This is a genomic window from Thermovibrio sp. (assembly GCA_015488335.1).
Taxonomy (GTDB): Bacteria; Aquificota; Aquificia; order Desulfurobacteriales; family Desulfurobacteriaceae; genus Balnearium.
Map to the genome: position 1 here is coordinate 56669 of WFNZ01000023.1, position 12288 is coordinate 68956.

The 12288-nt window shown below is 44.7% G+C and carries 16 protein-coding genes; 12 read left to right on the top strand and 4 right to left on the bottom strand.

The features are described from left to right. Nucleotides 1-3 precede the first annotated feature (3 nt). The 12 genes from fabF to F8H35_RS02750 are packed head-to-tail and all read left to right on the top strand — an operon-like array spanning nucleotide 4 to nucleotide 8560. On the top strand, nucleotides 4-1245 hold the full coding sequence (gene fabF, locus F8H35_RS02695; protein ID WP_472572030.1) for a beta-ketoacyl-ACP synthase II: 1242 nt from the start codon (nucleotides 4-6) through the stop codon (nucleotides 1243-1245). Further along, nucleotides 1242-1958 carry a ribonuclease III gene (gene rnc, locus F8H35_RS02700; RefSeq protein WP_472572031.1) on the top strand — a complete coding sequence of 239 codons (717 nt, stop codon included), beginning with the start codon at nucleotides 1242-1244 and terminating at the stop codon, nucleotides 1956-1958. Before fabF ends, rnc begins: the two co-directional genes overlap by 4 nt. After that, nucleotides 1936-2511 carry a Maf family protein gene (locus tag F8H35_RS02705; RefSeq protein WP_472572032.1) on the top strand — a complete coding sequence of 192 codons (576 nt, stop codon included), beginning with the start codon at nucleotides 1936-1938 and terminating at the stop codon, nucleotides 2509-2511. Before rnc ends, F8H35_RS02705 begins: the two co-directional genes overlap by 23 nt. Continuing rightward, nucleotides 2508-3257: a hypothetical protein gene (locus tag F8H35_RS02710; protein WP_472572033.1), complete on the top strand. Its 750-nt coding sequence runs from the start codon at nucleotides 2508-2510 to the stop codon at nucleotides 3255-3257. The genes F8H35_RS02705 and F8H35_RS02710 overlap by 4 nt, the downstream gene beginning before the upstream one ends. Further along, nucleotides 3235-4026, top strand: a complete 792-nt coding sequence (locus tag F8H35_RS02715; RefSeq protein ID WP_472572034.1) for a response regulator — start codon at nucleotides 3235-3237, stop codon at nucleotides 4024-4026. The genes F8H35_RS02710 and F8H35_RS02715 overlap by 23 nt, the downstream gene beginning before the upstream one ends. After that, nucleotides 4027-4503 carry a 2-C-methyl-D-erythritol 2,4-cyclodiphosphate synthase gene (ispF, locus tag F8H35_RS02720; protein ID WP_472572035.1) on the top strand — a complete coding sequence of 159 codons (477 nt, stop codon included), beginning with the start codon at nucleotides 4027-4029 and terminating at the stop codon, nucleotides 4501-4503. Nucleotides 4504-4519: 16 nt separating this feature from the next. Continuing rightward, a complete protein-coding gene (gene fabZ, locus F8H35_RS02725; protein WP_472572036.1) occupies nucleotides 4520-4951 on the top strand; it encodes a 3-hydroxyacyl-ACP dehydratase FabZ in 432 nt (143 codons plus the stop codon). After that, the gene (gene lpxA / locus F8H35_RS02730; protein ID WP_472572037.1) at nucleotides 4951-5727 is read left to right on the top strand and encodes an acyl-ACP--UDP-N-acetylglucosamine O-acyltransferase; all 777 of its coding nucleotides are present in this window, start codon (nucleotides 4951-4953) and stop codon (nucleotides 5725-5727) included. Before fabZ ends, lpxA begins: the two co-directional genes overlap by 1 nt. Then, nucleotides 5724-6530 (top strand): MBL fold metallo-hydrolase, encoded by an 807-nt coding sequence (locus F8H35_RS02735; protein ID WP_472572038.1) that lies wholly within the window; start codon nucleotides 5724-5726, stop codon nucleotides 6528-6530. The genes lpxA and F8H35_RS02735 overlap by 4 nt, the downstream gene beginning before the upstream one ends. Then, entirely contained in the window at nucleotides 6527-7063 is a 537-nt protein-coding gene (locus F8H35_RS02740) for an NTPase (protein WP_472572039.1), read from the top strand. Before F8H35_RS02735 ends, F8H35_RS02740 begins: the two co-directional genes overlap by 4 nt. After that, nucleotides 7035-8039 (top strand): Hsp33 family molecular chaperone HslO, encoded by a 1005-nt coding sequence (gene hslO, locus F8H35_RS02745; protein WP_472572040.1) that lies wholly within the window; start codon nucleotides 7035-7037, stop codon nucleotides 8037-8039. The genes F8H35_RS02740 and hslO overlap by 29 nt, the downstream gene beginning before the upstream one ends. After that, entirely contained in the window at nucleotides 8039-8560 is a 522-nt protein-coding gene (locus tag F8H35_RS02750; RefSeq protein WP_472572041.1) for an archaemetzincin family Zn-dependent metalloprotease, read from the top strand. The genes hslO and F8H35_RS02750 overlap by 1 nt, the downstream gene beginning before the upstream one ends. Here the strand turns inward: F8H35_RS02750 and F8H35_RS02755 are convergent. The 4 genes from F8H35_RS02755 to F8H35_RS02770 form a co-directional block, all read right to left on the bottom strand. After that, nucleotides 8552-9286 (bottom strand): methyl-accepting chemotaxis protein, encoded by a 735-nt coding sequence (locus tag F8H35_RS02755; protein WP_472572042.1) that lies wholly within the window; start codon nucleotides 9284-9286, stop codon nucleotides 8552-8554. The two genes, F8H35_RS02750 and F8H35_RS02755, sit on opposite strands and share 9 nt — an antisense overlap. Then, nucleotides 9262-10032, bottom strand: coding sequence for an oxygen-binding di-iron domain-containing protein (locus F8H35_RS02760; RefSeq protein WP_472572043.1), 771 nt, complete (start codon nucleotides 10030-10032; stop codon nucleotides 9262-9264). The genes F8H35_RS02755 and F8H35_RS02760 overlap by 25 nt, the downstream gene beginning before the upstream one ends. A 31-nt stretch (nucleotides 10033-10063) precedes the next feature. After that, a complete protein-coding gene (locus tag F8H35_RS02765) occupies nucleotides 10064-10849 on the bottom strand; it encodes a purine-nucleoside phosphorylase (RefSeq protein ID WP_472572044.1) in 786 nt (261 codons plus the stop codon). 5 nt (nucleotides 10850-10854) lie between these two features. Further along, nucleotides 10855-12288, bottom strand: a 1434-nt coding sequence (locus F8H35_RS02770) for a hypothetical protein (protein WP_472572045.1), incomplete at its 5' end; no start/stop codon positions are given.

Genomic DNA, 12288 nt, shown 5'->3' on the forward strand with positions numbered 1-12288 from the left:
GAAATGGGAAGAAGAGTTGTCATTACGGGGTTGGGGGTTGTTTCACCTGTTGGGAGCTCTCTTGAGAAGTTCTGGGAAAACCTTACAGCTGGAAAGTCGGGAATAGGCAGGATTACAAAGTTTGACCCTGAAGGTTTCCCGGTTCAGATAGCCGGAGAGGTGAAAGACTTTGACCCTTTAGAGTACTTTGACAGGAAAGAGGTAAGGAGAACAGACCCTTTTATCCAGTTTGCAGTTGGAGCTGCAGTTCAGGCTGTCAAGAGTTCAGGTTTGGAAGAGTCAGACGTAGATAAAACGAGAGTTGGGGTTCTCATAGGTTCAGGAATTGGTGGTCTTTCAACGATAGAGCAACAGCTGAAAATACTGTGGGAAAAAGGTCCCAGGAGAGTTTCTCCGTTCTGTGTTCCCATGGAGATAATAAACATGGCTTCAGGCCTAGTTTCTATAAGGTTTGGGTATAAAGGGCCTAACATCTCTGTTGTTACAGCCTGCGCAACGGGAACCCACGCGATAGGAGAGGCTTACAGAACGATTCAGTACGGCGATGCCGACGTTATGGTTGCAGGTGGAGCTGAAAGCTGTATTACTCCCTTAGCAGTTGCCGGTTTCGCTGCAGCCAAAGCCCTCTCCACACGCAACGACGAGCCTGAGAAGGCCAGCAGGCCTTTTGAGAAGAACAGAGACGGCTTTGTAATGGGGGAGGGTGCTGGAGTTGTTGTTCTTGAGGAGCTTGAGCACGCAAAGAGGAGAGGAGCAAGGATACTTGCCGAGATTGTAGGCTATGGAACAAGCGGAGATGCCTACCATATGACTGCTCCAGCTCCGGAAGGCGAAGGGGCTGCAAGGGCAATGGAGAACGCCATAAAAGACGCAGGTATAAAGCCGGAAGATATTGACTACATAAACGCCCATGGAACCTCTACGAAGTTCAACGATCTTTTTGAGACCATGGCCATAAAGAAGGTTTTTGGAGAGCACGCCTACAGAGTTAAGATAAGCAGCATAAAGTCAATGATTGGCCACCTCCTTGGAGCTGCCGGAGGAGTTGAAGTCGTCTCCTCTGTTATGACTCTTCAAACAGGGGTTATTCCACCGACTATAAACTATGAGGAGCCTGACCCTGAGTGTGACCTTGACTATACACCTAACAGGGCAGTTAAGGCAGACGTTAAGTACGTTCTTAAAAACTCCTTTGGATTCGGTGGAACAAACGCCTGCCTTGTTCTGAAGAGGTATGAGGATTGATAGGGAGTGAGAAGATAGTTGAGCTTGAGAGAAGGCTTGGCTACTCGTTTAAGGACAAGGGACTGCTGAAGAGAGCTCTCATCCACCGCTCCTTTGCCTTTGAGAAGGAGACGGGGGAGAACTACGAGGTTTTGGAGTTCTTGGGTGATGCCGTTATAGGCCTCATAGTCAGTGAGGAGCTGGTTAAACGGTTTCCCGATAAAACAGAGGGGGAGCTCTCCCAGATTAGGGCCTTCCTTGTCAGCGAGCCCTCACTTTCAGAGCTTGCAAAAACCGTTGATTTAGGGAAGTTTATCTACCTTGGCAGAGGAGAAAAGAGGAGCGGAGGTAGCAGGAAATCCTCTCTCCTCTGCGATGTCTTTGAGGCGGTTTTTGGAGCTCTCTACTTAGACGCCGGTTTTGAAAAGGCAAAAGAGGTATTTAAAAGGAAATTTTTAGATAAGCTCTGGGAAATTTTAGAGAACGCTATTACCTATAAAGATTTTAAGAGCTACCTTCAGGAAGTTACGCAGAGGGAGTTTAGAGAACTTCCCACTTATACCCTCATAAGCTCTGAAGGGCCTGAACACGAGAAAACCTTTACCGTTGAGTGTAGGGTTAAAGACCTTAGAACCGTTGGAACCGGCAGGTCAAAGAAAGCAGCTGAACAGGAAGCGGCTAAGGAGATGCTTAAAGCTCTGGGGGTTATAGATGGTAAGGCCAGAAAGAGTTAAGATTGCCCTCGTCTCATCTTCCCCCCGAAGGAGGGAGATTCTCCAGATGACAGGATTTTCCTTTAGGGTTGTAAAAATTGAGGCTAAGGAAAGAGAGTACTCATCTCCGTATGAAACGGCAGTGAAAAATGCTGAGTCAAAGCTCCTTTCTGCTAAAGATCTTATTGAACCGGAAGAAGTGGGCCTTGCTGCAGATACGGTCGTTGTTTTAGGAGATGAAGTCCTTGGAAAACCGAAATCTGAGGAAGAGGCAGTTGAATTTTTAAAGAGGCTCTCTGGGACATGGCACACAGTAATTACCGGATTTTCTCTTCTGATTGAAGGAAAAGTTGTTTCCTCTTTTGAGGAAAGCAGGGTGAAGTTTAAACGGCTTACCAGAGAAGAGATAGAGTGGTATGTATCAACAGGTGAACCCCTTGATAAGGCTGGAGCTTACGGCATTCAGGGAAAAGGAGCTCTCTTTGTTGAGAGGATAGAAGGAGATTTCTTCAACGTAATGGGACTTCCTATAGGTAAAATTTACGATATACTTAGCTTAGAACTAAAAAAATGAGGATTCTGGAGATGGATTTAGGGGCAGTTACTTTAATTGTTGCTGTAACCTTTTCTGCCATAGGTATTGTTGCTGGCATTCTAATATCAAAATTCCTTTCAGGTGGGGAACAACCCCAACCTGATTTAACTGAAGTCAAAGAGAGGGTAGAGGGGATTTCAGACAGGATAACCCTTTTAGTTGATGAACTGAAAGAAAAACTAAAGAAGCTCCAGTCTGAAAGGATTGAGGAGATAAGGAGGGACGTTGATGACCTTCTTTCAGAAATTGAGAGGTTAAAGAGTTCCCTCCACAAGCTTGACCTTTCGGAAGACTCAATATCGGCTCTGGATAGGGCTGAAAAGCTTTTGCAGGAAGTAGAGTTTAGGTTGCCAAAAATTGACGAATCACTGCTTACCCAGGTAAAAGATAGCCTTCTCATTCTGAGAAACGATGTTGAAACGCTACTCTCCAGAAATAGAGAGAGTCAAACGCAAGAATCTCCTTCTCCTAACATTGATCTGTCTGCGATTGAATCTGTTATTACCTCCCTTGACTCTGCAATCGCTCTTTCAAAACGCCTCAACGCTCTCCTTTTGAAAGGCGAACTTACAGCTCTGGCCGATTCTTTCAAAAATGAGGAGATAGCTTCACTGGTCAGAGAGTTAGATGATCAGGCTCTCAACTCTAAAGAGATAGTTGTTCTACTTGAAGATGTAAGGAAAAAACTGGAAGAGGTGAGGGATGAAGCTTCTCTACGTAGATGATAAGAAAACGTGGCACAAACTGTTTGAGATAGTCCTTTCCCTAAGGGGGGTGGATGTTCTTCATGCCTATACTCCAAAGGAAGCGTTGAACGTCGCTTCTTTAGAGAAACCCGACGTGGCCGTTGTTGATGTTTCCATCTCTAACGGAACGGGCTACGATGTTATTCCAGATCTTATTAGGCTTGGTATTCCGGTTATCCTTATAGGCTATAAGGCTGAAGGTTTTGATAGAGAAAAGGCCCTCTCTATGGGGGCTTACGGAGCCCTTGAGAAACCCTTTACAGTTGAGGAGTTCTTAGACCTGTTAAGAGAGCTTAAGAAGAAAGCTCCTGAGCTAAAAGAACACTTTGAACTTACTGTTCCTCAGGAAGGGGAATTTGAAGTTGTTAACCTTGAACCGGAAACCCACGAGTTGGAGTCAACACAACCGGAACTCCCTGTTATTCCTGTAGAAAGTGAGTTGGAAGAGAAAGTGCCTGTTGTTCCCGTTGAGGTTGAAGAAGAGGAAGAGGAAAAAGTGCCTGTAGAGTCTGTTGAGGAGAAGACAGAATCTACCGAAGAGGAGCTCCCCACACCTGCTCCAGAGCCTGTTGTTGCTGAAGCTAAAGAAGAGGTTAAACGTAAAGCTGAAGAGGTATCTGGAATCACCGTTCCGGAGGAGAAGGTAGAGGAGATAATAAGAGAAATTGCCTGGGAAGTTGTCCCTGAAATAGCGGAAAAAGTTATCAGGGAAGAGATTGAGAAACTGATAAGGAGCCGTCTTGCCTGAATGTTCAGGGTGGGGATAGGATATGACGTTCATGCCCTTGTACCAGGCTACGACCTGATTATTGGTGGCGTCAAAATCCCCCACGATAAAGGTCTTAAAGGCCATTCAGATGCAGACGTTCTCGTTCACGCTATCTGCGATGCCCTTTTGGGAGCTCTCTCCCTTGGAGATATAGGCCGGCATTTTCCCGATACAGATCCCCAGTTTAAAGGGATCTCAAGTCTCAAACTTCTATCCTACGTGTCAGAACTTGTCAGAGAAAACAGCTATACCGTTGTTAACGTTGATTCCGTTGTAGTTGCCCAGAGGCCAAAGCTTTCTCCTTTTATTGAACAGATGAAAAAGAACATTTCGTCAGTTCTTGGTATACTTCCTTCTCAAGTTTCTGTTAAGGCTACCACAACCGAGAAGTTGGGTTTTGAAGGTAGGGAAGAGGGAATTTCTGCACAGGCTGTTGTTCTCTTAAAACGGCTTTAAGGAGGCTTTTGAGGTGATGGATATTGTTGAGATAATGAAGATTATTCCCCACAGGTATCCCTTTCTCTTAGTTGACAAAATTGTAGAGTTTGAGCCGAAGAAGAGGATAGTGGGGATAAAGAACGTTACAATGAACGAGCCTTTCTTCCAGGGCCACTTTCCCGGCCACCCCATTTTCCCGGGAGCTCTCCTTATAGAGGCAATGGCTCAGGTAGGCTGTATTCTCATGTTCAAGTCCTTTGACATCTCCCCCGAAGAGTACGTTGTTTACTTTATGGGAATTGACAAAGCCCGTTTCAGGAAACCTGTAAGGCCTGGAGATACTGTAAAGTTCGTCCTTGAGCCGAAAGTCATAAAGAGCAGAATGTCAAAGATGAAGGGAGAAGCCTTTGTTGGAGAAGATCTTGTTTGCGATGCTGAAATAATGGCGATGATAACGAGGAAGTAATGGTAAATATCCACCCGTTGGCTGTTGTTGAAAAAGGTGCTGAGTTAGACGATGGAGTTATTGTAGAGCCCTTTGCCTATGTGGGAAGTAGGGTAAAAGTTGGAAAGGGAACGGTTATAAGAAAGGGAGCCGTTATTGAAGGAAGGACGACAATAGGTGAGAACTGTGAAATATTTGCTTCCCACATTGGAGTTGTTCCACAGGATTTGAAGTTTAAAGGTGAAGATACAGAAGTTGTAATAGGTAACGGTGTTAGAGTCCGTGAATACGTAACGATACACAAGGGGACTGAGGGAGGTGGAGGCGTAACTTACGTTGGAGATAACGTTCTCCTTATGGCCTACGTTCACGTTGCTCACGATGTCAGAATAGAGAATAACGTTATAGTTGCAAACGCCGTTCAGATTGCAGGGCACGTTGAGATAGGGGAGTTTGCGGTTATAGGCGGTTTAACAGGCATTCATCAGTTCGTTCGAATAGGAAAACATGCAATGGTTGGCGGTGCCTCTGCTGTCCACAGGGACGTTCCTCCTTTTTCTGTCGCTCAGGGAAACAGGGCAAAGCTTGAAGGAATTAACATCATTGGCCTTAAAAGACGTGGTTTCAGCAGGGAGACGATAAGAGCTTTAACTACCGCCTTTGAGATGATTTTTAAGACCGATGAACCACTTCTCGTCTCCCTCGGTAGAGTTGAAGAGGAGTTTAGTGACGTTTCTGAAGTCCTTGAAATGGTTGATTTTATCAGGAAGAGCAGGAGGGGTATCTGCCCGACTTGAAGTTAAACAGAGAAACCCTGAAGGGGAAGCTTGTATTCCTTGGAACAGCAGGTGCCCGTTATGTGGCCTTTGGATTTGAGAGGCAGGCCGGCGGACTCTACTTCGGATTTCCCTCTTTGAACGTCCACGTTGATCCTGGCCCTGGAGCCTTCGTTCATGCCCACAGAAAGGGAATAGAGCCCCACTGGACAGATGTTGTTATTCTCTCTCACCGCCACTTAGACCACTGTGCAGATGTAAATCACGTTTTAGAGTCTATGACCCTTGGAGGTAAGAAGAAAAGGGGTTTACTGCTGTGCCCTTCAGACTGTATAGCAGAAGATCCTGTTGTCCTTGAGTATACGAGGAAGAATATAGAGAAGACAGAGATCGTTAAGGAAGGAATGGAGAGGGAGTTCCTTGCCGACCTTTCCGTTTCTTTTCCCATAAGACACCTTCACGGAGTTGAAACCTACGGTCTTATCTTTAAGTGGAAAGGGACTGTTTACAGCTATATTTCAGATACCAAATTTTTTGAGGAGCTCCTTTCCGCGTATAAAGGTTCAAATCTACTAATTCTGAATACAACACTTTTAAAGCCCAACCCGAGGATTGACCATCTATCTGCAGAAGATGCCAGAGTTATTATCGGAGAGTTGAAACCAGACCTTGCCGTTCTGACCCACTTTGGAAGGACGATGCTCTCTGCAAAGCCGTGGGAGGTCGCCCTCTCAATTTCCCAAGAAACAGGAATTAAAGTAATTGCAGCTTACGATAACATGATACTTGACCTTGAATCCCTCTCTGTTGTGAGGCAGAGGTGAAGGTAGCTCTTACAGGCAGGCCGGGGATAGGGAAAACCACCGCCGTTAAGAGGGCTGTTTCAATTCTGGGCGATAAAGCTAAGGGATTCTGGACTGAGGAGATAAGGAGAAACGGGAAGAGGTGGGGTTTTAAGGTTGTAAGGACGGACGGGAAGGAGGAGCTCCTCGCCTCTACTGAAGCAGATTCCCTCTTCAGAGTTGGGAAGTACAGAGTTCTCGTTGAGCAGTTTGAGAGGTTTGCCGTTCCTTTCGTCTCTGAAGCTATTGATGAGGGGAAAATTGTTGTAGTTGACGAAGTCGGTAAGATGGAGCTCCTCTCAAAATCCTTTCAGCGTGTAGTTTCCCGATTGATTGATGAGGATATTGCCTGCCTTTTAACAATCCCCATAAAAGACGTTCACCCTCTTGTTGCCCGTATCCGGAAAGAGTTTAAAGTCATACATTTAACGGTTGAAAACAGAAACGAAGTTCCTTTTGAAGTTGTTAAGCTGTTGGAGGGAAGAGATGGAGAAAAAGGAAAAGAGAGACTTTAGGCAGATACCTGCAAGGGAGCAGGTTGTAAAAGAGCTTACGTCTGAAGTTAAGGAAGACCTTAAAAACTACTTCCAGGATAGGGATTACGGCGTAATAGCCATAACCAGAGAGGATGCCTTAAGGGCTTTTGTTGTAAAAACGACAAACCTGTGCGAAATAGCAAGACTCAGACATAAACTCTCGCCTATGGCAACGGCCGTTTTAGGTAGAGCCTTAACAGGAGCTATTCTCCTTACTTCACTTCTAAAACACGGAACCGACCAGAGAGTTCTTCTGAGGATAGAGGGAGACGGCCCCGTAGGGCTCGTTGTTGCTGAGGCCAACGCTAAAGGAGAAGTAAGGGGCTTTGTTCAAAACCCGGATGTTCCCCTCTTTGTTAAGGAAGAGAACGGCAGGAAGAAGTTTGACATAGCTAAGGCTGTAGGAAAGGGGACTTTAACCGTTGTAAAGGACCTGGGGTTTGGAACTCCTTACGAGAGCTCCGTTCCCATAGTGTCTGGTGAAATAGCTCAGGACATTGCATACTACCTTTTGAAGTCGGAGCAGATACCTTCTGCCGTTGCCATTGGGGTTCTTGTGGGTGAAAGTGGGAAAGTTGAGGCTGCTGGCGGATTCCTTGCCCAGCCGCTGCCTGGTGCTTCAGAAAACGCCATATCAAAGCTTGAGGAGAACGTTAAATCCCTTCCACCTGTAAGCTCCCTCATAAAGGAAGGGAAGAGGCCTGAAGATATAGCAGAGCTCATTTTCAAAGGGTTTACAACGGAGCTCCTTGCCCTGAAGGAGCTCTCTTTCCGATGCCGATGTTCAAAAGAGGTGGCAGAGAGGGGATTGGTTGCCATGCCGGTTGAGGAACTGAAGCAGCTGAAAGAGGATGGTGGCGTCTCTATTAAGTGCAACTTCTGTGGAGAGGAGTACTTTTTTACGCCTGAGGAGATAGAGGAGATTATAAGAGAAAAAGAGAAAGGTGATAACTGATGGCAATCTGCTCCATTTTCTCGGTAGGGGTATCCCTACCAGCTGTGGAGGAAGAGGCTGAGAAGGTTCTTAAAGAGAAGTTTCGTCTTATTCCCCGGTTTGAAGGGGTTGTCCCGCCAGATGCGAGGGGTTCCAGAGGTTCACAGCTCCTTGCGGAGCTCCAGCTTGAAAACACCTTATCTTTAAAGCCAGAAGATGCCCTTTTCGTTCTCTCCATTACACCTTACGACCTCTACTCCAACGGGCTCAACTTTGTTTTTGGTGTTGCCTATCCCTTTAAAGGATGCATAGTCTCCTACGCCAGGCTCTTTTCTGATGATGAGGAGCTTTTCTTCTCAAGAATTAGGAAAGAAGTTACTCACGAAATGGGGCACGTTTTCGGCCTCTCCCACTGCTTGAACCCAAAGTGTGTTATGCACTTTTCCAACTCCCTTGCCGACACCGACTACAAAAGTGAGGAGTTCTGCCCTTCCTGTAGAGAAAAACTGCTTCTCTCTATGGAAAAACTTGGTTTAATTTGAAAAGTAGGAAGAGAGACTCTTTGCTACTTTACTTTTCGCTTCTGCAAGTAGCTTGAATATCCTGTTTATGCTTTCTGATATTCCAGAGAGTCCCTTTACGCTGTTTGATACCTGCTCCTGTTCTCTGTAGATGTCGCTGAGGGTTTGAGAGATTTTGATTAACTTATCCATTCCTTCTATAAGTTCTGCCGAGGCTTTCTGAAGTTCTGAAACCGTTTCAACGGTTTTTCTAAGAACCGATATCTTTTTATCAATCTCTTTACTCAATTTCTCTATTTCCCACAGAATTCGGAAAGTTTCCTTTGACATCTCTTTTATTTCATTAGCAACTACGGCAAAGCCCCTTCCTGCTTCACCGGCCCTTGCAGCTTCTATTGCGGCATTTATTGCTATAAGTTCCGTATCGGAAGCTATCTTCTCTATCTCAGATAAGTTGTCGTTAATCCTCTCAATTTCCTTTGAGAGGTTGAGTATATCGTTGGAGTTTCGGGAAAGTTCCTCAACTATTGGCGTAAATGTGCTCATAAATTCTTTTAAATTCTCCGCAATCTCTGTCAGCTCGGTTACGTTTTCCTTTATAACTGTATTGTTCTTTATAAAAACTTTGCTGATGTTTTCTGCCAAACTGTTTAACGTCTCTGCCGTTTTCTTCTGAGATAGGTAACATCTTTCTAAAATAGAGAGAGCTCCAGAGAGATCATCTATTTCACAAGGTCTATTCCGCATTTCAGGTTCTCCATAAACTTGATGAAGTAACTGATAAAACTTTCAGGAATTATTGCACCGTGTTGCGGCAAGATAGCCTTAATTTCTAAGTTTTTGATTCTCTCTGCCCAAGTTCGTGTCACTTTATTGCTGGTCATAAGGATTCTGTGAGGAGGATATATGTAGTCAAGGTGTTCTATCCAGTCTTTGACTATTAGGTACTTGAATTCTCCCAGGGCGATTCCAATGTCTCCAGAAAAGAGGAATTTGGATATAGGATCGTACAGGTTGAAGTGGTTCGGAGAGTGCATGTAGTGGGCAGGTATCACCTCTATAGGTGCCTTTCCTAAGTTTATCGTTCCACCGTCTGATGGTATTGGGTAAGCTGATTCTTCTATGTTCTCAACGCCAAAGTGTGGAAGAAATCTTACCCAGAGTTCCCCTATTACAATCTTTGCCTGAGGGCATACGTCTTTCCACATTGGGAGAGAACCGCAAACATCTGGATCCTGATGGCAGAAGTAGATGTACTTTATGTCTTTTAGCTTAATGTACTTTGAAATGTTGTACACCATTTTGGGAAAAAGATGGTAGCCCCCAGGGTCAACAATTATCCCCTCGTTTCCGTTCACTATCAGGTAGGAGAGGACGTCAACGCTTCCCGAGGAGCTCCCCTTACTTCCTAAATAGATGACTCTGTGGTCTCTATCTTCGTAGAGAACTGCGTCCTCAGACGGGTTGAGGTCAGAGTTCAGGTTGTATCCCATATCCCTCCTCCTTTCCCCGAATGGTGATTCATTATATCAGAGAAATTCCGGCTTTTAAAACCCGTCTGAGTTTTTCTCCCCTCTCCTGAGAGATTTTCAGAACCTCTTTGTGGTCTGCTTCAGGCTGTAGGGTGTCGTTTGTAAATAGAGTAAGTGCTACAACTTTCATCCCGTAGAAGTTTGCAGCTATAACATCTGGAACTGTTGACATACTCACGCAGTCTACTCCTAAAATTTCAAGCATTCTCACTTCAGAAAAAGTCTCGTAGTTTGGGCCCAGAGTGGCTGCAAGAACTGTAGGTACGGTTTTAACGTTTTCCTCAAGACCTGCTTTTAAGAATGTTTCAACCAACCGGCGGTCGTAAAACTTCTTACCGTTTACGAAAACCCTACTTCCGTATTCTTTTATAAGACCTGTTAGAGGGTTCCTTCCTGTAAGGTTTATATGGTCGTAAATAACTCCAATTTCAGACTCTACTGCCCGTCTTGAAACAGCTCCCGATGCACAGGTCGGTATGAAGACCTTTACTCCTAAATTGGCAGAGAGCTCAGGTATGAACCTTATTTCCCAATCTTCCCTTCCTTCGTAGTAGTGAAACCTTCCTTCAAAGAAGAGAACCTTTTTGCTTCCTGCTCTGAAAAACTTTAAAACTCCTTTATGTCCGGGAACTGCAGTTTGAGGCATTTCCGGTATCTCTGAGTAGGGTATTTCAACCTCTGCTTTTCCTATATCAATTCCAGAGCCGCCAACTATGGCAACATCAAAGCTCTCCTCTTTCGTAATTTCTTTAACTTTTTCAACGGCTTTTTCCACCATAGCCTCTAAATTTTCGGTTTTATGAACAGGAGTTTGGACTTTGGATTTGTCAGTATGTTTACCTTTGTGAATATTGCTGTAAACAGGTCCTGTTCAGGCAGGTAGTCAAATTCTTCGATACCACCTAAGTTGTATATGGGAGATGTAGCCTCTTCCCAGTCAAAACCGCTTCCGCTTCTGTAGAGGAGCAGGATTCTTCCACCGTCAAATGTGTAGATGTTTCTGAGTATTCCTGGAACTGCATTTTTGTTCTGAGAGAAAAGAACCTCCTGGTTTCCGTCTCCGTCAATATCTACCGGTTTGGGCTTTGGCGTTATGTAGTAGCTGACCAGCATGTCTTCGTTGTACCAGTAGATTGCGTTGGGAGATGCTCCAATCTGGATAGGTGAGCGCCAGAGGACTTTTTTACCGTCTGAAACGTTAAAGAAGTAGTCAAGGTCGTAATAGGCAAAGAGTTCCTTTCCGTTACTCTTAAACATCTGGGCACTTGTTACCTGAAAGCCTTTGGGAACTTTGATTTCTCCTTCTTTAGCTAGTTTTTTTCCCTTAAGTTCTATTCTGTATACCTTTTTGCCGAAGAATTTGTCACTTTCATCGCTTACTGTCTGACCAAATATTGAATCGTTTATTCCATCTCCATCTGTATCAAAGCAGGAGAGGATGAGGTTTGATGTTGCTACTTTTGTCAGCTTACCATTTTCAACCCTGAATACTCCCGATGAAACGCTCTTTGTATCCTGGTAGAAACCGTCAGTAACTATTTCCACCTTTCCATCTCTGTTTAGATCAACCGGACAGATGTGGAAAAGGTAAGAACCTCTGAATGGGTTTTTAAATTTTTTGACCAGTTTTACTCCGTAAACTGTAGGTTTAAATATGTCTATTCTGTTTTCCTCACTTACAACTATTTCATCACCACGATTTTGAAGGAGATCAGCCACAAATAAGCTGGTTGCGTGGCCTTTAAAGTTGTAAACCTCTTTATAGTTTGTCTCCATAGCTACAGCAATGGAGCTCTGGGGAGCCCCTTCCCACGGGAAGAACCTGAGCAGGTGTTTAGTTGTATCGTAAAGTGCAACCCCCTCTCTTGACACAACCATGTATGCATCGTAGCCTGTAAGTTTGTCAATGGGAACTTTCCTCTTAAAGTCGCTGGGATATCTCAGATGAAATGCCTTTTTAAGCTTTTCCCCTTCACTGTAAGGAGCTAATTTCAGGCTTTTAATCTCTTTTGAAAGTTTTTTGTAGAGCTCTTCTCCCTTTTTTCCTGCAAAGTTTATAAAAGCCACTCTGTTAAAGGTCAATTTCTGAACAGTCTCTCCCACCGTTGGGTTACCCAGAGTTGGCAGGGCTATTGAGTAGTTCTCTTTTACCTCTCTAACCTTTAAAACGGCCCCACTTTCAGAGATGAACCTGTCTCCTACGGAAATGTCTTTATC